The organism is Nocardioides speluncae (genome assembly GCF_003121585.1).
Lineage (GTDB): Bacteria > Actinomycetota > Actinomycetes > Propionibacteriales > Nocardioidaceae > Nocardioides > Nocardioides speluncae.
The window spans coordinates 19,406-39,033 of the sequence record NZ_QEOO01000005.1; the positions used below are offsets into that span (position 1 = coordinate 19,406).

Here is a 19,628-nt window from a genome sequence, read left to right on the forward strand (position 1 = left end):
GTCCGCCATGCGCCGACTCGTCCTCGCCTTCGCTCTTGCATGTGCAGTTGTGTACGCCGTCCCGGCCGCCGCCACCCAGCAGCCGTCCTCGATCCCGGTTCCCACCGACTTCCAGCCCGAAGGCATCGCCATCGGCACCGGTGACACGTTCTACGTGTCGTCGCTCCGGGGCGGTGACATCTACCGCGGCGACCTGTCGACCGGCGAAGGCTCGGTCCTCGTGGACGTCTCCGGGCGGTTCGCAGCAGGAATCCGCGTCGACGAGGCGCGGAAACTGCTCTTCGTGGCCGGGGGGCCGGGGGGCCACGTCTACGTCTACGACACTCGTGACGGCTCCGAGGTCGCGGACATCGCCGTTGGACCCGCCTCCGCGTTCACCAACGACGTCGCGCTGACCGGTGACGCGGCGTACTTCACCGACACGTTCGCACCGGCCATCTACAAGCTTCCGTACGGCAAGGGCGACTTCGGGACGCCGTCGACTATCACGGTCACCGGACCGGCCGCCTTCAGCGAACCCGGGACCTTCGGCCTCAACGGCATCGACGCCACCAACGACGGCCGGACGCTGATCGTCAACCACACCCACCTCGGCATGATCGCGCTGGTCGACCCGACGACCGGCGTCAGCACCGAGATCCCTGTGGGCGGAGACGGACTCGTCCCCGGCACCCTCGACGGGCTCCAGCTCGAGGGCCGGACGGTGTACGTCGTCCAGAACTTCGCCAACTCGATCGCCGTCGTCGACCTTGCCGCCGACCTGTCGTCCGGCGTCACGGTCAAGACCATCACCACGCCGCTGTTCCGGGTGCCGGCCACCGCCGCCCTCCACGGCAGCACCATCGCCGCCATCAACGCCCGCTTCGACCTCGGCTTCCCGCCGCCGTTCGGGCCCGGCGCCCCTCCGGGAACCGAGTTCGACGTCGTACTCGTGCACAAGTAGCGCGCCGGCCCAGCGATCAGTCAGGTGGTGCGGCCGGTAGCTGCACGGTGACGCGGAGCCCGCCGTCGGGGCGCGGAGTCAGGATGAGGTTGCCGTCGTGCGCCTCGGCGATGCTCTTGACGATCGCCAGCCCGAGGCCGACGCCCGCGTGGTCGGTGCGGACGCGCTCGCTGCCGCGCTGGAACGGCTCGGCCAGCGTGGCGACCAGCTGCCGGGAGAGCTTCTTGCCGGTGTTCTCGACGGTGAGTACGACGGTCGCGGGATGAGCGCTGGTCGTGGTGACCCACACGGTGCCCTGCTCGGGCAGGTTGTGGACGATCGCGTTGTGGACGAGGTTCGTCGCCAGCTGCTGCAGGAGCGCGTAGGAGCCGACGGTGGGCGTCACCTCGCCGGAGGTCTCGATGGTGAGGTCGCGCTCCTCGGCGAGGGGGAGGAGCGTCTCGGTGGCCTCTTCCGCGACGAGTGACATGTCGACCAGCTCGCGCGGGAAGGCCCGGCGATCGGCGCGGCTGAGCAGGAGCAGCGCCTCGGTGAGGTCGATCGCGCGGGTGTTGACGAACTGGAGACGGTCGAGCAGCTCGCCGACGTCGCGCCGCGGATCGTCGCGCGCCACCTCGAGCAGCGTCTGCGTGACCGCCAGTGGCGTGCGCAGCTCGTGCGAGGCGTTGGCCGCGAACCGCTGCTGCTCGGCGACCTGTGCGTCCAGCCGCGCCAACATGGTGTCGAAGCTGTCGGCCAGCTCGCGGAACTCGTCGTTGCGACCCTCCAGCCGAATCCGGTGGGACAGCGATCCGTCCGCGGCCATCCGGGTGGCGTCGGTGATCCGGTTCAACGGGGCGAGCATCCGGCCCGAGAGGATCCAGCCGCCCACGAGTCCGAAGACCAGGAGGAAGCCCAGCGCCGCGGCCGCAACCTTGCCGAAGGTCTGCTGATAGTTGGTGCGGCCCGGTGTGGCGATCCCACCGATGCCGACCCTGGTGTCCCTGACGATCACGGCGTGAGGGAAGAGCTCCACGAGAACCAGCCACAAGATGAGCAGCACGGCACCCGCGAGCACCAGGAACCCGGCGTAGCTGAGGGTGAGCTTGAGGCGGACGCTCAGCCCGGGCCGCCTATCCATGACTTGGTTCCTCGATGCGGTAGCCGACGCCGGCCACGGTGGCGATCAGCCAGGGCTCGCCGAGGCGCTTGCGCAGGGCCGAGACTGTGATCCGTACGGCGTTGGTGAACGGGTCGGCGTTCTCGTCCCAGGCCCGCTCGAGGAGCTCTTCGGCGCTAACCACGCCGCCCTCGGCTGCCACGAGCACCTCGAGGACCGCGAACTGCTTCCTGGTCAGTGCGACGTACCGGCCGTCGCGGTAGACCTCACGGCGGAACGGGTCGACCCGCAGCCCCGCCAGCTCTCGGACGGGTGGCCTGCTGTGCGCGCGCCTGCGGTCGAGCGCACGCAGCCGGAGCACCAGCTCCCGGAGCTCGAACGGCTTGGTGAGGTAGTCGTCGGCGCCGAGCTCGAACCCGGATGCCTTGTCGTCGAGCCGGTCGGCCGCGGTCAGCATCAGGATCGGCATGCCGCTGCCGGAGGCAACGATGCGTTCGGCGATCTCGTCGCCGGAGGGCCCGGGGATGTCGCGGTCGAGTACGGCGATGTCGTAGGCGTTGACGCTCAGCTGTTCGAGGGCCGTGTCGCCGTCGCTGGCGATGTCGGCTGCGATCGCCTCGAGCCGCAGCCCGTCCCGGATGGCCTCGGCCATATAGGGCTCGTCCTCGACGATCAGCACACGCACGCCCTGAATGTTACGAGTACGCCGCATATCGCCCGTGTATTGAAATCCGCATACGTGCTGGCAACACGGCGCTGCCTTGACTGGCGGGCATGTCCTACAGACAACCAGCAGCCGCTGTCGCCGTCAGCGTTCCCGCCGTGACCAGCACGCTGACCGCCCGGGGGAGCGGGACCGGGACCACGACCGGAATCACGGTGTACGGATGCGAGCAGCACGAGGCCGGCTTGCTCCGAGCGATGGCCCCTCGCCTGGGAGTCAGGCCGACCATCACCGAGGCACCGGCGTCCGAAGGCAACGCCGATCTGGCATTCGGGAACCGCTGCATCAGCGTCGGCCACAAGACCGAGATCACCGACGCCACGCTCCGGGCACTCAGCCGGGCCGGCGTGCAGTACATCTCGAGCCGGAGCATCGGCTACAACCACCTCGACGTGACCTATGCGGAGAGTCTCGGCATCTGTGTCGAGAACGTCGCCTACTCGCCCGACAGCGTTGCCGACTACACGCTGATGCTGATGCTGATGTCGCTGCGGAACGCCCCGGCCACCATCCGGCGAACCGACACTCGTGACTACCGGCTGCACGACACACCGGGACGAGAGCTGCGCGACCTGACCGTCGGGGTCATCGGCACCGGACGCATCGGTACTGCGGTGATCGCGAGGCTGCGGGGCTTCGGCTGCCGGGTCCTCGCCTACGACAGCCGACGCACGGCCGCCGCGGAGTACCTGCCTCTCGATGAGCTGCTGCGGCTGAGCGACATCGTCACGCTCCACGTCCCGCTCACCGCTGACACCCGCCATCTCCTGGACCGGCGGCGCGTCGAGCAGCTCAAGCACGGCGCGTTCATCGTCAACACCGGCCGCGGGTCGCTTCTCGATACCGAGGCGATCATCTCGGCACTGGAAAGCGGCCGACTGGGTGGCGCTGCATTGGACGTCCTCGAAGGCGAGGAAGGAATCTTCTACGCCGACTGCAGCGAGAAAGCCCTCGGAAACGAAACCCTGTCGCGGCTACAAGACATGCCTAACGTGCTGATCAGTCCGCATACCGCCTATTACACAGACCACGCATTGAGCGACACCGTTGAAAACTCAATTCTCAATTGTCTGAAATTCGAAAGCAGAAATCATTGTGGATAAACTGAAGATCGCCATCATCTTCGGAGGCGCCTCCGAAGAACACCCCGTCTCCGTCAAGTCCGCGCGGCAGGTCGCCGGCAACCTCGATCCCGACAAGTACGACCCGTACTACGTCGGCATCACCAAGAGTGGCGCGTGGAGGCTCTGCGACGGCCCAGGGGAGAACTGGGAGAACGGCACGTCGCGTCCCGCCGTACTGTCACCGGACCGGAGTGCGCAGGGCCTGCTGGTGCTGGGGGAGGGGCGGTACGAAACCGTCGGCGTGGACCTGGTCCTGTCGGTGCTGCACGGAAAGCTCGGCGAGGACGGCGCGATCCAGGGTCTCTTGGAGCTCTCCGGGATTCCGTACGTCGGCTGCGACATCCAGAGCTCGGCGCTGTGCATGGACAAGTCTCTTGCCTACCTCGTCGCCAGAAACGCCGGCATCGCCACGCCGAACTTCTGGATCGTGACCGCGGATGAGCACGTCGATGCGGACCAGCTCACCTATCCCGTCTTCGTCAAGCCGTGTCGCTCGGGATCGTCGTTCGGCGTCAGCAAGGTCTCGCGAGCCGAAGATCTGCAGGCTGCCGTCGACGTCGCCCGGCAGTACGACGCGAAGGTGCTGATCGAGGAGGCGGTCGTCGGCAGCGAGGTCGGATGCGCGATCTTGGGCCACGACCTGGACCTGACCACCGGTGAGGTCGACCGGATCGCGCTGTCTCACGGGTTCTTCAAGATCCACCAGGAGAAGCAGCCCGAGAGCGGCTCCGACAACTCGGTCGCCATCGTGCCCGCCGACATCTCGCCGGAGGCCCGGTCGCTGGTGCTGGAGACGGCCAGAGCCGTGTACCGCGCCCTGGGATGCGGGGGACTGGCCAGGGTGGACCTGTTCCTCAAGGACGACGGGACGGTCGTGCTCAACGAGGTCAACACGCTGCCCGGCCTGACGTCGTACAGCCGCTATCCGCGAATGATGGCGGCCGCTGGCGTGCCGCTCTCGGACGTCATCGACCGCATGGTGTCGCTGACCCTGACGGGCAAGGCTTTGACGGGAGGGGCCGATGCAGTCTGACTTCGTATTCGTGGACGAGCACGTTCCCGGAATCCGGTGGGACGCGAAATATGCGACCTGGGACAACTTCACCGGTAAGCCGGTGGACGGATATCTCGCCAATCGAACAGTCGGCACGACGGCATTGTGCGCCGCCCTGGAAAAGGCGAGAGACAAGGCCGAGTCGCTGGGCTTCGGCCTGCTTCTCTGGGACGGCTATCGCCCCCAGCGCGCCGTGGACTGCTTCCTGCGCTGGTCGGCACAGCCCGAGGACGGCCGGACGAAGCTGCGGCACTACCCGAACATCGCGCGGGCCGAGATGTTCGAGCAGGGGTACGTCGCCACGAAGTCGGGCCACAGCCGGGGAAGCACCGTCGACCTGACGCTCTTCGACTTGGCGACCGGCGAGCTGGCTCCGATGGGCGGTGACCATGACCTGATGGACCCGATCTCGCACCACGGGGCACCAGGGGTCACCTCGGTCGAAGCCCGGAACCGGCGCGATCTGTGCTCGATCATGGAGGCCAGCGGCTTCGACCGGTACGACAGTGAGTGGTGGCACTACACGCTGAGGGACGAGCCGTACCCGGACTCCTACTTCGACTTCCCCATCACCTCGTAGCGGGTGGCAATCTCGACGGCGCGCTTGCGGAGGGCGTCGCGCAGCGGCTGCGGGTCCAGCGCCTCCGCGGCCGTCGCGAGCTGCCACAGGGCCCATACCGCGTGCCGCAGGTCCTGGAAGGTCAGCTCCAGCCGGAGCCAGCCGTCGGGCTCAGCCTCCTCGGACCGCAGGGCGAGGGCGGTGCCGACCAGCTCTTCCCGCCGGGCCGGGTCCACCCGCGCCACGACGGCGATCTGGTCATCACCGCCCGTGCGGAACCGGGCGCTGCGGTCCTGCCAGGCCTGGTCCAGATCGACCCGGTCCGGTCGATCGGCGGGCTCGGTGAGGGCCTCGGCGGCCAGGATCCGAGACAGCCGGTAGGTGCGGTCCGCGCCGGACCTGATGGCCAGCAGATAGCCCTTGTCGCGCACGGTGACCAGGCCGATCGGGTCCACGGTGCGCCACCGCGGATCCTGGTCGGCTGCTGCGTAGTGGATGCGCAGCTTGCGTCCGGCGAGGACCGCGCGGCGTACCTCGACGAGAACGTGTTCCGGCACGTCCTCAGCGACCAGCCGGCGCGACAGCAGGTCGGTCTCCGGCTCGACGAGCAGCCGCTCGGCAGCACCGGCCGCGGCGTCCCGATGGCTCTCGGGTAGCGCGTCGACCACCTTGAGCATCGCCGTGGTGAGGGCCGGGCCGAGGCCGAACGCCTGCGCGCCGGACCGCGCGCCGGCGACGAGCAGGGACAGCGCCTCGTCCTGGTTGAGTCCGGTGAGCTCGGTCCGGAAGCCGGGCAACAGGGCGAACCCGCCGTGCCGGCCACGCTCGGCGTACACCGGGACGCCGGCGGCCGACAGCGCCTCGATGTCGCGCAGCACGGTGCGCGTGGAGACCTCCAGCTCGCTGGCCAGCGCGGATGCGGACATCCGGCCCTGCTGCCGCAGCAGCAGCACGAGCGATACCAGCCGGTCAGCGCGCATACGGAAAACGTTACAGAAATACACGACACAAGGTGTCGTGATTTGCTGGCAGATTCATCGGTACGGCGTCAACGACGGACGTCGTACTCGCGATGAATCGAACGGAGCTGATGTGGGAATCGAACGCACGACGGTCAACCCGTGGCCGTGGTCGGTGGAGCTGGGCTACAACCAGGGGGAGGTCGTCTCCGGGGAGACCCGGACCTTGTACTGCGCGGGGCAGACCTCGATGAGCGGCGAGGGGAAGCCCGAGCACGCCGGCGACATGGCGGCCCAGCTGTCACTGAGCCTCGATAACCTGGAGGCCGTTCTCAGCGAGGCCGGCATGTCCTTGGCGAACCTGGTCCGGCTTAACGTCTACACCACCGACGTCGACCTGCTGTTCCAGCACTACGGCGTGCTGGCGGCGCGGCTCGGCGCCGCGGGCGTGGCGGCGAGCAGCACGCTGCTCGGAGTGTCGCGGCTGGCGATCCCGGACCTGATGGTCGAGCTCGAGGGCACCGCTGTCGCGTGACGCGATGCGAGTAGCAGGCAGGTGGGTGATCCGGTGCTCAGAATGGTGACGATCGGCGTCTATGGCTTCGATGCCGAATCCTTCGTGGAACGTCTGCGGCATGCGGACGCCCACCTGCTGCTCGACGTACGCCAGCGCCGTGGCGTGCGCGGACCCGAGTACGCCTGGGCGAACTCGGCTCGCCTGCAGGCGGCGCTCGCCGAAGCCGGGATCGGCTACGAGCATCACCTCGAGCTCGCGCCGACCACCGAGCTGCGTCAGCTCCAGTACGCCGAGGACGACCGCCAGGGCGTCGGCAAGCGCTCGCGTCGCGAGCTGGCGCCGGAGTACGCACGACGTTATGTCAACGAGATCCTCGACAGCGCCGACCTCAAGCCGATCGTGGCTGGACTGCCGAACCAAGGAACTACAGCGCTGTTCTGTGTCGAGCGCGATCCTGAGGCCTGTCACCGTTCGCTGATCGCCCAGCGGCTGACTGAGGACAATGACGTGTCCGTCGAGCATCTACGCCCGATGTAGCAGCAGTGAATCTGACGCAGGTCTTCAAATCACGCCTTAATGCGCAGGACGGTGTGCCGACTCTCGGCGTTGTCTCGTGCCTCGCTTGCTGCCTCACCGAGCTCCTTGCCCAGGTCGCGCGCGCGTCGGTCGAGGGCGGTTCCGGGGATTCGCCCGAGCGTTCGGCGTCTTCGAGGGCGGCGGCGAGCAGCCGCCCAGCTAGGTCGTAGCGACGTTCCGGAAGCGACACGGCGAGCTGTCGGTGCGAGCGCCGGTAGTGCTTGGTGGGCCGTCCGGCACCGGGGCCGGACCGGCCGGTGCGGCGCTGATAGACGACGTCCAGCAGCCCGGCGGCGGCGAGCGGTTCGAGGTGGAAGGCCGCGGTGGTGCGCAGCAGCTCCAGGGCGGCGGCCTCGTCGCGGCTCACGGGTTCGGCCTGGCGTACAACGTGGTCGTACAGCCGGCGCCGGGTCGGCTCGTCGAGCACGGAGTCGGCAGAGACGCCGGCCTCGGGGTTCTCCACGACCACCATTCGAAAACCAACCTGTGTTGACGGAATAGCCTTCGAAGTTCTAAAATTCGTATATCTTCATTTTAGAAGGGCGGATCATGAACGCTGAGTTGTCCACCTCCCGTGCGGCCGACCGAGCCGCGCTGGCCGACCCGGGGTACCAGGCGTTCTTGGCGCTGCGGACCATGTTCACAGTGGCACCGATCCTGTTCGGGCTCGACAAGTTCGCGAACCTGCTGGTCGACTGGCCGGGCTACCTGGCCGGGGTGGATCGACCAGACCGTGCCGGGGACAGCGCAGCAGGCGATGTACGCGGTGGGGGTGGTCGAGGTGGTGGCCGGGATCGTGGTCGCCCTGGCGCCCCGGTTCGGTGGCCTGCTGGTGGCGGTCTGGCTGGCCGGGATCGTCCTCAACCTGCTCACCATCCCCGGCTTCTACGACACCCCGCGGCGGGTGGCCAGCTCCTACGTCGAGTTGCTCACGCCGCGGGAGTTCGACCTGACCACCTTCCCCAACGACGACGGATACGACGAGCTGGTGCTCGCCAAGAGCATCCCGGTGCAGTCGCCGTGCGAGCATCATCTGCTGCCCTTTCGGGGGATCGCCCATGTCGGCTACCTGCCCGGGGCGCGCATCCTGGGGCTCGCCAAGCTGGCCCGGGTGGTCGAGCTGTTCGTTTGCGACCTGCAGGTCCAGGAGCGGCTGACCAAGCAGGTCGCCGACTGGCTGGACGGCTGCTGCGCGAGAACCCGGGCTCGCGGCAGGAGTTCTTCGCGCTCACCGGCCTGGTCGCGTGAGACCGCGATGACTAGGGCGTTCGTGTTGTCCGGGGGCGGCAACCTGGGCGCGGTCCAGGTGGGGATGCTGGCTGCGCTCGCTGAGCGGGGCATCGCCGCGGACCTTCTGGTCGGTACCTCGGTGGGTGCGCTCAACGCGGCCTACCTCGCCGGCCACGGGCCGAGCGCAGAAACTCTCGACGAGCTGACCCGGCTGTGGCGGCGGGTGCGGCGCCGCGACGTGTTCCCGATCGACCCGGTCCGGCAGCTGCTCGCCCTGGCCGGCCGCCGACCCTCGCTGAGCTCCAACCAGGGGCTGCGGCGGCTGATCGCGGACACCCTGACCTACCGGCGATTGGAAAACGCCACGGTCCCGATCCACGTGACCGCCACCAACGTGCTCACCGGAGATGCGGTGTGCCTGGGCCGCGGCGACGCGGTGACCGCGGTGCTGGCCAGCGCGGCCGTCCCCGCGGTGTTTCCCGCCGTCGAGATCGACGGCCTGGTGCTGGTCGACGGCGGCGTGGCCGACAACGCCGGGATCTCACGGGCGGTGGCGTTGGGCGCCGACGAGGTGTGGGTGCTGCCGGCCGGGTACGCGTGCGCTCTGACCCGACCACCGGCCGGCGCGCTGGCCGCCGCACTGCACGCGGTGTCGCTGCTCACCCACCAGCGGCTGCTCTGGGAGGTCGCCGACCTCGCCGCCCGGGTCGACCTGCACGTGCTCCCGCCACTGTGCCCGGTGTCGGTGTCCCCGATCGACTTCAGCCACAGCGCCGACCTCATCGAGCGGGCCCACCGGACCACCCGCGCCTGGCTCGCCGACGGCGGCGACCGGCTCCCGGCACCCCAGCGGTTCCTGGCGCTGCACGACCACCACCGACCAGACCCGATGGCCGGCGGGTGCCCGACCCCGGCCGTCCCCGCCAGCCCCCGCCGACCGGCAGCGTAACAACCACCCGAATCAACGAGGAGGATTCATGGCCACCGAACAGACCCACGTCATCGTCGGGGCGAGGCTGGCGTCGTCGCTGAGTTCGTTTGTACCGGCCGGCCTCGGCGGCGGCGTCGAGCCCGCCGTTGGCGGCTACTCCCGGCTCCTCAACTCCCGTTGGTGCCAGTTGCGTTTACGAGTCGATCCACTGCATCGACGTGGCGAAGGTGACGCTCCACGCAGGCCACATGCCCGGCACATTGTCCACCACATATCCTCCGCTCATGAGCCACTCAGGACGCGCTCGGCCGGCCGGGATCGTGTTCTTCGACATCGACGGGACCCTGGTCACTGGGACCAGTTCCGGGTCATTTATTGCCCAACGTCTCGGACACGCACACGAGGTGGACAAAGCAGAAGCAAGGTACGCCGCAGGAGACATCGACAACCATGCGGTGTGCATCATCGATGCGCATGGCTGGTCCGGCACCAGCGCGGCCCAAGTGTCCGCCTGGCTCGAGGACCTGCCGCTCATCGATGGGATCGATGAGGCCCTGCGCTGGTGCAAGTCACAGAACCTCGTCCCCATGCTGGCCTCCCTCGCATGGGATCCCGTCGGCGCTCACCTCGCGCGCCGCTTCGGCTTCGCGGCACACTGCGGGCCCAAACTCGATACGACCAACGCGACCTACACAGGCGAGGTCGCCGCGACGTTTGACGAGCACGACAAACGGGACTTTGCCATCACCAGTTGCCGTCGAGTTGGGGTCCTGCCTGCTCGGTGCATCGCGATCGGTGACAGCCGCTCGGATCTCCCGCTCTTCGAGGCAGTCGGCTTCAGCGTCGCGTTCAACGCATCTCCCGACGCTCGGGCGCAAGCCACAACGACCGTGGACTCCACCTCGCTCGTCGACGCACTTCCGCCGATCGAAGAATGGCTCCTTGAATCTCAGAGCCCGACTGGGTGGTGAGCACGCACGACGATTCACCCGGACACCCCGCGGGCCGCCGTCGACTCAGGCCCCCGGACCACCACACCATGCGGCGTCGCGACTGTCATGGCCGCGCGTCGCACGCCGCACCCACTCAGTGTTGAAGCACGTCGGACAGCGAGCGGTCGATTGCCGAGGTGAGTACGACGTCGGCGTGTGCGACGCGTCCCGGATCGACAAAGGGATTGGGTATGGCGATGCAGCGGAGGCCGGCAGCCTGGGCGGCGGTCACGCCGTGGGCGGTGTCCTCAACGGCGATCGCGTCCGACGCGGGGATGCCGAGCCGGGTCAGCGCCAGCTCGTAGATGTCGGGCGCCGGCTTGTGTCGGGGCACCTCGTCACCGGTGGCGATCACCGTGAAGCGCTCCAGAAGGCCAACTCGTTCGAGGTGCCCGGCTACCCAGGGGCGCGGCGAGGATGAGGCGACCGCCGCCTCGATCCCAAGCCGTGCCGTCTCGTCCAGCCAGTCGCGCAGGCCCGGCGCGAGGTCCAGCGAACGGTGCAGCTGGTCGCGGTAGCGCACCCGCCGCTGATGGCTCAGCTCCCGGTCGTAGGTACTGCCGACGGCGCCGGAGAGCACGTCGTACCGCTGGTTGGTGATGTCTCCGCCGTGGTCGGCGAAGAATCCGGTGAGCTCGAGCTCCAGGCCCCATTGCTGCCATTCGTAGCGCCAGCTCGCCAGCATCGTGGACTCGGTGTCCATCAGCAGCCCGTCGAAGTCGAAGATGATGGCGAGCGGCAACGATGTCATGCGGCCGATCCTCTCATCGCCCCTCGACGTACTCAGCCCGCCGCAAGAAGCTAGAGATCCTCGGTTGCCGAAACTCAGAGGATTTGTCTTGAACTTCGTTCGCAAGTAGCCCATGCCGACCGGACACACTGAGCCGGCCGCGCTGACTCTGGGCGTTTCGGCTCGTCCGGATTGCTCAAGGGAGCGGAAACGTCCAGAGGGTGATGTCGAAACCTCGCGGATCAGGGCCTCCGCGGTCCCGGTGCCGACGTAGAGGGGCCGGCGAGCGCCCAGACCAGCAGGAGACCTGTGCGAGAGCCGGGGCGCGAATCCGTCTCCGTGTCGTGCACGGGCATCATGACTGCACGTCCGGTTCGTCGCCGAGGGTGCGATAGTCCAGGATCACGATCCCTGACTCGAGCGCGGTGACCTTGTCCAGCTCGAAGCCGGTCGTCGGAGTGTCCCGGTAGAGAAGGTCGGCGGGCCCGCCACGGCCGATCATGAACGGGTGGACCCACAGCCGCAGGCGGTCCAGGAGCCCGGCGGACATCAAGGTGTGGGTCACCTGTCCGAAGCCGAACTGGACGATGTCGCCGTCCGACTCTTCCTTCAGCTTCTTCACCCCAGTAGCCAGGTCGCCGTCAATGACGTGGGTGTTGTTCCACTCCGGGTCGACCAGCGTGCGGGAGGCGACGTACTTGGGCATCGCGTTCATCTTGTCGGCCAGCGGGTTGCCGGACATGGTGGGCCACACCGGTGCCATGACCTCGTAGGTGTGCCGGCCCATGATCACGGCCGAGCAGGAGAGCACGAGGTCCGTCTGGATCTTGTTCCCCTCCGCGCCGAACCCGCCGGTGTCCGGCCACGTCTGGGGGCTCTCGATGACGCCGTCGAGGCTGATGTAGGTGGAGTTGACGAGCTCGCTCATCTGATTGCCTTCCATGGAATTGCGTGCACCGGCGGTTTGCCGGCGCTGTCTCTACTACGAATGGGGGCTGCCACTTTCGACAGTTGGGAAGGGTTGTGTCTCGGCTGTGCTTGGGGGGAGGGGCGTCGAGGCGCGCGACGACCAGCTGCCCCTTGTCGAAGACTCCGCCGTCGATGGCGGTGGCGCGGCCGCCCGCGTACGTGTGCGGGCGGCCGCTCAAGGTGGCGGGAACTCCGAAGTACTGGTGGGTCGGGCTGTGACCATGGACGACGGACTGCAAGCCCAACGTCGTGAGCAACCGGTCGAGCCGGTGTCGTCGTGGAAAGCTCCCCGGTCACTCAGCACGTCAGTCCGACCCAGTCAGCCGAGTCACGACCCGCGAGGACAGTGCGGCCGCCTCAAGCAGCTGACGAGCCTCATGGCGAAGCACGGCAGTCATCGCCGATAACTGACATTATGTCAGTTACTAGTCTGCGTATTGCATCAGATGAATCACCCACGCAGCTTGGATCCACTACCCCGCTGTCAACGAGGAATCGCCTCCTGACCTGCGGAAACACGTGACGGAACGGCGCCTGGAGTGCTCCTTCGGCGACCCGCACCCACCAAGTCGGTGCACCTGACGACCTACACGACACGCCGTTGACCTGCACATACACACTGGGCGTCTCATCAGATGCATCATTGAATCACTGGCTGTAACAGGATTTGGGGGGGTACTTGATGCAGATTGACGGCGCAGGACGGGTGCAGCTGGTGCAGTCGATGCCGGTCCTCCGGCCCGACGAACAGGTGCTCCAGCTGATGCTCGACGGCTGGCGCAACCAGCAACTGTCCCGCAACCTCCGGTTCGACACGATCGACCAGCGCCTCCGCTGTGTGAAGCGGTTCCTGGACCACGTCAACGAAGACCCCTGGAACTGGACGCCGGCCATGGTCGAGGAGTTTTCGGCCGACCTGCGCACCGTCAAACACGTGTCCCACTCGACGCTGCGCGGCTACCACTCCGCCTTGCGGGGCTTCACCAGTTACAGCAACCCCGACTACGGCTGGGACCGGATCTGCGAGAAGTACTTCGGCACACACCCGGCCCAGGTCTTCTTCGACTGGAACACCGCTCCTCACGTCGAGGAGTACGACGGCCGGCCCACGAAACGTCCGTACACCCGCGAAGAGATCAGCGCACTATTCGACCACGCCGACGACGAGGTCGAGCTCATCGGGAAGTCCAGCCGCAAGGGCTGGCAGGCCGCGTATCGCGACGCAACCATGATGAAGATCGCATACGCCTACGGCCTCCGATTCAACGAGCTCCGCCACCTTCAGACCGTCGACTTCGCTCGCAACCCACGCGTCCGTGAGTTCGGAGCCTTCGGGATCTGCAAGGTCCGCTACGGCAAGGCCAAGCGATCGTCCCCACACAAACCGCGGAGCGTGCTCACCGTCTGGCGATGGACACCCGGCATCCTCGAGGACTGGCTCGCCAACGGCCGGGGCGAACCAGGCACGCTCGACCTCTTCCCCAGCGAGCGTGGCGGCCTCGTCGTCGAGTCCACACTGATCCGCCGAGTGCGCCGCTACTGCCAAGAGCTGGGGTTCTCGGAAGGACTCGACCTCCACTCGTTTCGACGGTCGTACGCCACTCATCTGCTCGAGGACGAATGGGATCCACGCTTCGTACAGGACCAGATGGGCCACGAGTACGCGTCGACGACCGGGATCTACCAGTTCGTCTCCGACGAGTTCCGGAGCTCCACGCTCAGGAGCGCGCTGGACCGTACGGTGAAGGAAGCCATGGCACGCAGGACCGAGGACGGCACATCATGAAGCGCAAGGTCGACTACACCTGGAGGCTCGCCGAGCTGATGGCAGCCCGCGGCCTGCACAACACCACAGACCTCATCCCCCTCTTGGCTGAACGCGACATCACCCTGTCCCGGCCCCAGGTCTATCGCCTGGTGAATCAGCGCCCGGAGCGAATGTCCCTTCAGGTGGTCGCGGCGCTGTGCGACATCTTCGACTGCACGCCCGCGGACCTGCTCACCACCACCGCTGCGGACGTTCGTGTGCGCAAGACCGGCACCGCTTCCCCGCCCAACGTTGTCTCGCTCGACCGCACCGTGCGGCCACGTCGCGCGAACATCCTCGACGAGTAGCTCAGGGAGCAGCGATGGATCCGAAACCGGTCGGCCTCTCCCCTCGTTCCACCGTGCGCGGTCGACCGCGCACACCAAGAAGCCGCAGCGGCCGCGAAGACGGGGTGTCGGTAAGAACGCTGTCACCTGCCGCCACATTTCGGTGACGGTCGGGCCCGCTGCTGAGAGCCGCTGAGCGTCCGTTGTGTGGGCCGCGCTGAGGTCGTGCCCGCCGGGGTGGCGCGGCGGCGGCTCGCGCGCTACGGAGGTGGGCGTTCGAACGTAAAGTTTGAGCGAAGCGCTTGCCGATTCGTGTGACCTGAATCACGCTGGAGAGTCGCCTCCGGTCACCGCAGATGCCGGTTCGCAGTCGGTACGGGGTTAGCGGAATCTGATGAGGACGGCGGCGGGAGGACGGTGCGGGGGTGCGCTCTCGCACACCACCAACGGGGAAGGTGAAGAATCGTGAGAGCGGGGAAGAAGCGGGCTGTCTTGGCCCTGGTGTTGGCGGCAGCAGGCGCCGGAGCCCTTGTGGGCGGCGCGATGGCAATGGGTTCGGAGGGCACTGGCGCGCCCTTGACGCGCGCCGAGGTGTACCACGACGGCATGACCCTGGAAGAGGTCCAGGCGGCAGCTACGGGCAAGGTCGGGGAGGTTGCGCCGCCGTGTCCCGATGAGGCCACGGTGGCCCGACTCAAGACCGCGGGTCTGCCGTTCGGTCCGTGCGACCCGGTTCCCGAGGAGGGTCAGCCGGTGATCATTCCCGACCCCCGGTTTGAGAGACCTGAACCCGGCCCGGACGACGACGTGTGTCCCGGCGCCACTCTCGGGAAGGGCGTGAGCCTGACCGTCTTTGTACCGTGCGCGCCTGGTGCGGAGATCACCGCTGTACAAGCTGTGCAGGTGAACGGAACCTACTGCGCGAGAGTCTCGTACGTCGCACGGACCGCTGCGACGCCGAGAACCGAAACGGTGTGCCCCGGCGAGGAGCCATCGTCCACTCGCGTGTCGGTGGTTTCCCCCGAAACGGAGGAGCACGCTCATGAATGACCTATTCGGTGTGCGGCGGTGGGGGCTCGTCGCATTGTTGGCTTCGGTGTTCCTCCTGGCGGCGGTGGCAGCGGCCAATGCGAGCCACCCGATGGTGCAACCTGACGGCGACCGCATGCACTGGTCCGACAATGACCCAAGCTTTCCGCGCGGCTACGTCTTCTGGCAGGACCAGACTGGCGCGGAGTGGCCGGTGTTCTCGTCGGCTGTTCAGTGGGACAGGGCCAGTCGACTGGACGCGGTCTATGTCACCGGGAGCTGCACATCCAACCACTGCGTCACCGTGCGCGAGGCCGACCTCGATCCGGGATGCACTGGGAGGCTTGGTGAGGTCCTCCACGTGACCGGCCCAGCGGGGCACTACTTCTCGGCTACCGAGGTCCGTATCGACGCGCAGTGCGACGCGCGGAGCGCTGCTGACCGGCGCGAACTCGTCTGCCACGAACTAGGCCACAGCACCGGCCTGGATGACCGACCGTCCAACACGAATACCTGCATGCGTTCCGGCGACATGGTCGGCGAGCAGTTCCCGGACGGGCACGACTTCGAGGTGCTGCTCTTCAGCTACAACCACGACGACCCCGGCTAAACGACCGGGCTAGGGTGTCGGCGGGCCGCTGACGGGCGGCCCGCCGACCGAAGGACGATCACCCTCACACAGCGTCTCGGTCACCTGGTCCTCACCCGTCTTCGCGACGTAAGTGACCCGCGCGCACCACTCGCCGTCGACTTTGACCAGCCTAGTGTCGAGGATCACCGCTCCCTCAGCGCACGGCAGCGCAACGGTCAATCCCGCGATCTTGCCGATCGTCACAGCCGGACATGTCTGGTTCCCGTCGGAGCCGGGCTGTCCGGAACCGGGCTGCTCGGCATCGGGCGACGAGGTGTCCCCATTCTCGGGAAGTGGGTCACAGGGCGGGATCTCAATGCCGTCGGCCTTCATCTGGGTGACCTCAGCCTCGCTGGGGCAGGCCGGGAAGCTGGCGGCGTCGGAGCTATCGGGCTCGATAGTGACCGGTGGCTCGGTTTGCGGTGAGCCGGCCTCGATGATGCCCAACACCCCGACCCCTCCGGCCAGCAGCGCCACGGCCGCCGCAGCACCTCCCCCGAGGATCAGATGGGTCCGTCGGCGCCGTAGGTACCGGGCCCGTCGCTGCACACTCCGGCGCACCAGGTCGGGGCTCGGCTGCGGGGCCCGGTCCGCGGCCTCGTGGAGCAACGCTTCCATCTCGTGTGGCATGACTTGCCTCCGGTCAAAGTGATGGGATGAGAAGATCGGCGCCGAGTTGGTCACGCAGCTTCGCGATCGCCCGTGAGGCTCGGCTCCGCACGGCCGAGTCGGACAGCCCTAGGTCGTGGCCGACCTCGGCTACCGTGCGGTCGCCGTAATAGCGGAGAACGATGATCGCCCGATCCGTGCGGGGAAGGCCGACGATCGCTGCATGCAGCGCCAGCGACGCGGCGACATCCGGCTCCACCGCCTGCTCGGGTAGGACCTCTGTCGGCACCTCGGTGGAGCTCCGGCGCTGTTTGCCCTTGATGAACTGATGGACAAGCACCGTCCGCGCATATCCGGCGGGGTTGTCCAGCCTGGAGCCGCGTTCCCAGCGCGGAAACAGCCTGGCAAAGGTCTCCTGCACCAGGTCCTCGGCGGCCTGCTGTTCTCCCACGAGGAGCCAGGCCGTGCGGTACAGCATCGGGGTCGTCTCGACCGCGAACTGCTCAAACGACTCGTGCTTGCTCACGCTGGGGTCCTTTCGGGCACCTACAACATGTCTGATCCTGCAGGGTCGGCAAACGTTGCATCCTGAGGCGAAATTGACCCGCGCGTGGTCGCCGAGGGCGGCGCTTGTGTGCGGGCCGCGGCGCGCAGTTCGCGGAGGTCGGGGATGTGGTTGTAGAGGGTGCCGGGGCTGATCCCGAGGAGCTTGGCGATCGAGGTCACGCTGTGCTCGGGGTTCGGCAGTAGGTCGCGGGCGGCGCGGATGAGGTCGGCGTCGACCACGGTGGGTCGGCCGCCGACGCGGCCGCGGGCCCGGGCGGCGGCGAGGCCTTCGTGGGTGCCAGCGACGATGAGCTCGCGGATGAACTCGGCGAGGGCAGCGAAGACGTGGAACACCAGCCGGCCTCCGGGGGTAGTGGTGTCGAGGTTCTCGTGCAGCGAGGTGAACCCGACGCCGCGACCGCGGAGGTCGCCCACGGTGGTGATCAGGTCCTGCAGCGATCGAGAGAGTCGATCGAGGGAGGCGACCACCAGGGTATCGCCGGGCCGCATGAACTCGAGCGCGGCGGCCAGCTCGGGGCGGTCGTCGTTCTTGCCGGACCTCTTCTCGGCGAAGATCCGCCGGCAGCCGGCCCTGGTGAGCGCGTCGAGCTGCCGCTCAAGGTTCTGCTCGGTGGTGGAGACCCGGGCGTAGCCGATCCGGATCTCGGTGAGGACGGCCGGCTCGGCCGCGAGCAGAGCATCAGGGACTTCGTCGGAGGGGACATCGACCGCGGTCATGGTGCCGAGCCTGTCAGATAACGGTCCACCGGAGGTTGTTGACACTCGACGCCGTGAAGGGGTTTTTGAAGATCCGGCCAGGCGCGATCGCGCTCTCAAATCACCGCACTCGGCCGCCTTCAACAAAGGAACGTTTGCTGAAGGCGTGATGTGGCGAGGGCCGGCGGGCGTGGCGGCTGCGGGACCGGTGGGAAAAAGGAGGCCAGTCCCGCAGTCTCCACACCCGGATCAGTGCCAGTTCTTCCCCCCCGAAGATCTGGCGCGGAGCCCAAGCCACGAGTCGCTCCGCACCTGACCCGGTGCTTGCAGTATCCACCTATCAGGTTGGACCGGTAGCAGATTCCCCGATTCAACCGGCCGGGTTTCATGCCTCACGAAGCGATAGCCGCCGGCCCATGTTGAGGCGGACCTCGCCGTACGGCTTGACGTGGGTCCAGAACAGGGGTGTGAGTCCGCGGTGGTCGACGTTGGTCATCCGGTTGGCCCACTCGTCGTCGGCGAGGACGTCTTGGACCATCAGGGTGTTGACGTAGACCAGCGCGGACTGGAGCACGCGGAGGCAGAGGACCGACAGCTCCTGTTCCTCGCGGCGGTTGGTGGTCAGGTCACCGCCCCTGCCGAAGAAGATGACGTCATTGCCGCCGTTCCAGGACTCCACGACGTTGAGGCCGGCGTTGATCTCGCGCTGCAGGTCGCGCTCGCGCAGGTAGCGGGCCACGAACAGGGTCTTCTGGGCGCGGCCGGTCTCGATCATCGCCTGGTAGGTCGGATGGATCGCGTTGGCCTTGGTGAACCTGCGCAGGATCGCCTCGGTCGACCCGGTGCCGGATCGGATCGCGGTGGCGTACTTGATCATCTGGTCGTACTGCTCGGCGATCACCTCCCACCGGATCGGCCTGGTCAACGCCGGCGCCAGGTGCGGGTAGGCGTCCGGTTCGCCGGCAGCAGGGCGGTAAAGCTTGACGTGGTTAATCCGCTTGATCCGCGGGAGCAGGTCGAATCCGAGCAGCCGGGTGAGTCCGAAGCCGATCTCGGACTGGCCGTGGGAGTCGGTGTAGTTGCCCTCGACCTCCATCGTGGTGCCGTGACGCATCGCGCCCTCGATCATCGCCGCGACCTCGGAGGCCGAGCAGCTGATCAGCTGGGAGTGGATGGCCATCGACTTCTCTTCGACGTGCCAGTAGATGAGTACGCCGCGGCCTCCGTACCGCGAGTGCCACTCGGTGAAGATGTTCTGGTCGAGCGCCCCGAAGTGGGTCGAGTCTGAGGCGACCGCCGAGGAGCCGGCGCCCCACACGCCCGCCTGGCGGACCGCGAACGTGGCGTTGGCGATCTCGGTGGCCATCGCCCGAACCACATCGACGGTGAGGTAGCGGCGGCGGACGTAGCGCAGGTCGTCCTCGGAGTGCCCGTGCTCGCCGCCGGCGACCGCGCGGATCCCGGTGTTGGTGCCGTAGGCGTACACCGCAAGCAGCAGCCGCTCGGCGAGGACCTCGAGGGCCAGGTCGCCGCGGCCCGCGCTCGAGGTGACGCGGTCCAGGCAGCCAGTGCGCAGCACCGCCTCTTTGAGCATG

Annotated in this window: 22 protein-coding genes; 12 read left to right on the plus strand and 10 right to left on the minus strand. The window is 67.6% G+C overall.

Annotated features, from left to right (window positions below; all coding sequences use genetic code 11):
* Positions 1–7 precede the first annotated feature (7 nt).
* Complete coding sequence (locus DDV73_RS02470; RefSeq protein WP_154402576.1) at positions 8–943, plus strand: SMP-30/gluconolactonase/LRE family protein; 936 nt, start codon at positions 8–10, stop codon at positions 941–943.
* A 16-nt stretch (positions 944–959) separates the two neighbouring features.
* Here the strand turns inward: DDV73_RS02470 and DDV73_RS02475 are convergent, their stop codons facing one another.
* Complete coding sequence (locus DDV73_RS02475; RefSeq protein ID WP_109505670.1) at positions 960–2,063, minus strand: sensor histidine kinase; 1,104 nt, start codon at positions 2,061–2,063, stop codon at positions 960–962.
* A complete protein-coding gene (gene vanR-Sc, locus DDV73_RS02480) occupies positions 2,056–2,727 on the minus strand; it encodes a VanSc-type vancomycin resistance response regulator transcription factor VanR (RefSeq protein ID WP_109505671.1) in 672 nt (223 codons plus the stop codon). The genes DDV73_RS02475 and vanR-Sc overlap by 8 nt, the downstream gene beginning before the upstream one ends.
* A gap of 89 nt (positions 2,728–2,816) precedes the next feature.
* On the opposite strand from vanR-Sc, the gene DDV73_RS02485 reads away from it, so the two are divergent.
* The 3 genes from DDV73_RS02485 to vanX are packed head-to-tail and all read left to right on the plus strand — an operon-like array spanning position 2,817 to position 5,524.
* On the plus strand, positions 2,817–3,869 hold the full coding sequence (locus DDV73_RS02485; protein ID WP_109505672.1) for a D-isomer specific 2-hydroxyacid dehydrogenase family protein: 1,053 nt from the start codon (positions 2,817–2,819) through the stop codon (positions 3,867–3,869).
* Positions 3,862–4,923 carry a D-alanine--(R)-lactate ligase gene (gene vanA, locus DDV73_RS02490; RefSeq protein ID WP_109505673.1) on the plus strand — a complete coding sequence of 354 codons (1,062 nt, stop codon included), beginning with the start codon at positions 3,862–3,864 and terminating at the stop codon, positions 4,921–4,923. The genes DDV73_RS02485 and vanA overlap by 8 nt, the downstream gene beginning before the upstream one ends.
* The gene (gene vanX, locus DDV73_RS02495; protein ID WP_109505674.1) at positions 4,913–5,524 is read left to right on the plus strand and encodes a D-Ala-D-Ala dipeptidase VanX; all 612 of its coding nucleotides are present in this window, start codon (positions 4,913–4,915) and stop codon (positions 5,522–5,524) included. The genes vanA and vanX overlap by 11 nt, the downstream gene beginning before the upstream one ends.
* Here the strand turns inward: vanX and DDV73_RS02500 are convergent.
* Positions 5,497–6,483, minus strand: a complete 987-nt coding sequence (locus tag DDV73_RS02500) for a helix-turn-helix transcriptional regulator (protein WP_109505675.1) — start codon at positions 6,481–6,483, stop codon at positions 5,497–5,499. The genes vanX and DDV73_RS02500 overlap by 28 nt on opposite strands.
* Positions 6,484–6,601: 118 nt before the next feature.
* Between DDV73_RS02500 and DDV73_RS02505 the strand changes: the two genes are divergently transcribed.
* Together DDV73_RS02505 and DDV73_RS02510 are read left to right on the plus strand one after the other, a co-directional pair.
* A complete protein-coding gene (locus DDV73_RS02505) occupies positions 6,602–6,997 on the plus strand; it encodes a RidA family protein (protein WP_109505784.1) in 396 nt (131 codons plus the stop codon).
* Between the two features lie 21 nt (positions 6,998–7,018).
* Entirely contained in the window at positions 7,019–7,516 is a 498-nt protein-coding gene (locus DDV73_RS02510; protein ID WP_240617063.1) for a DUF488 domain-containing protein, read from the plus strand.
* Here DDV73_RS02510 and DDV73_RS02515 read toward each other — a convergent pair.
* Positions 7,404–8,027: a helix-turn-helix domain-containing protein gene (locus DDV73_RS02515; RefSeq protein WP_240617064.1), complete on the minus strand. Its 624-nt coding sequence runs from the start codon at positions 8,025–8,027 to the stop codon at positions 7,404–7,406. The two genes, DDV73_RS02510 and DDV73_RS02515, sit on opposite strands and share 113 nt — an antisense overlap.
* A gap of 261 nt (positions 8,028–8,288) precedes the next feature.
* On the opposite strand from DDV73_RS02515, the gene DDV73_RS29655 reads away from it, so the two are divergent.
* Both DDV73_RS29655 and DDV73_RS02530 read left to right on the plus strand, forming a co-directional pair.
* The gene (locus tag DDV73_RS29655) at positions 8,289–9,734 is read left to right on the plus strand and encodes a GTP cyclohydrolase I (RefSeq protein WP_420818464.1); all 1,446 of its coding nucleotides are present in this window, start codon (positions 8,289–8,291) and stop codon (positions 9,732–9,734) included.
* Positions 9,735–10,000: 266 nt separating this feature from the next.
* Entirely contained in the window at positions 10,001–10,687 is a 687-nt protein-coding gene (locus DDV73_RS02530; protein WP_109505677.1) for an HAD family hydrolase, read from the plus strand.
* A gap of 115 nt (positions 10,688–10,802) precedes the next feature.
* On the opposite strand, the gene DDV73_RS02535 is transcribed toward DDV73_RS02530, so the two are convergent.
* The gene (locus DDV73_RS02535; RefSeq protein ID WP_109505678.1) at positions 10,803–11,459 is read right to left on the minus strand and encodes an HAD family hydrolase; all 657 of its coding nucleotides are present in this window, start codon (positions 11,457–11,459) and stop codon (positions 10,803–10,805) included.
* Between the two features lie 334 nt (positions 11,460–11,793).
* A complete protein-coding gene (locus DDV73_RS02540; protein WP_109505679.1) occupies positions 11,794–12,366 on the minus strand; it encodes a dihydrofolate reductase family protein in 573 nt (190 codons plus the stop codon).
* A 723-nt stretch (positions 12,367–13,089) separates the two neighbouring features.
* Between DDV73_RS02540 and DDV73_RS02545 the strand changes: the two genes are divergently transcribed.
* The 4 genes from DDV73_RS02545 (at position 13,090) to DDV73_RS02560 (ending at position 16,140) form a co-directional block, all read left to right on the plus strand.
* Positions 13,090–14,193, plus strand: a complete 1,104-nt coding sequence (locus tag DDV73_RS02545) for a tyrosine-type recombinase/integrase (protein ID WP_109505680.1) — start codon at positions 13,090–13,092, stop codon at positions 14,191–14,193.
* On the plus strand, positions 14,190–14,522 hold the full coding sequence (locus DDV73_RS02550) for a helix-turn-helix domain-containing protein (RefSeq protein WP_109505681.1): 333 nt from the start codon (positions 14,190–14,192) through the stop codon (positions 14,520–14,522). Before DDV73_RS02545 ends, DDV73_RS02550 begins: the two co-directional genes overlap by 4 nt.
* 444 nt (positions 14,523–14,966) lie before the next feature.
* The gene (locus tag DDV73_RS02555) at positions 14,967–15,551 is read left to right on the plus strand and encodes a hypothetical protein (RefSeq protein ID WP_154402577.1); all 585 of its coding nucleotides are present in this window, start codon (positions 14,967–14,969) and stop codon (positions 15,549–15,551) included.
* On the plus strand, positions 15,544–16,140 hold the full coding sequence (locus DDV73_RS02560) for a hypothetical protein (protein WP_154402578.1): 597 nt from the start codon (positions 15,544–15,546) through the stop codon (positions 16,138–16,140). Before DDV73_RS02555 ends, DDV73_RS02560 begins: the two co-directional genes overlap by 8 nt.
* A 9-nt stretch (positions 16,141–16,149) precedes the next feature.
* On the opposite strand, the gene DDV73_RS02565 is transcribed toward DDV73_RS02560, so the two are convergent.
* From DDV73_RS02565 to DDV73_RS28590, 4 genes are all read right to left on the minus strand, one after another.
* A complete protein-coding gene (locus DDV73_RS02565) occupies positions 16,150–16,638 on the minus strand; it encodes a hypothetical protein (RefSeq protein WP_154402579.1) in 489 nt (162 codons plus the stop codon).
* A 166-nt stretch (positions 16,639–16,804) separates the two neighbouring features.
* Positions 16,805–17,296 (minus strand): SigE family RNA polymerase sigma factor, encoded by a 492-nt coding sequence (locus DDV73_RS02570; protein WP_240617065.1) that lies wholly within the window; start codon positions 17,294–17,296, stop codon positions 16,805–16,807.
* A 20-nt stretch (positions 17,297–17,316) separates the two neighbouring features.
* A complete protein-coding gene (locus DDV73_RS02575; RefSeq protein WP_109505685.1) occupies positions 17,317–18,054 on the minus strand; it encodes a recombinase family protein in 738 nt (245 codons plus the stop codon).
* A gap of 364 nt (positions 18,055–18,418) precedes the next feature.
* A complete protein-coding gene (locus DDV73_RS28590) occupies positions 18,419–19,627 on the minus strand; it encodes a Tn3 family transposase (protein ID WP_206050665.1) in 1,209 nt (402 codons plus the stop codon).
* Between the last annotated feature and the right edge of the window lies 1 nt (position 19,628).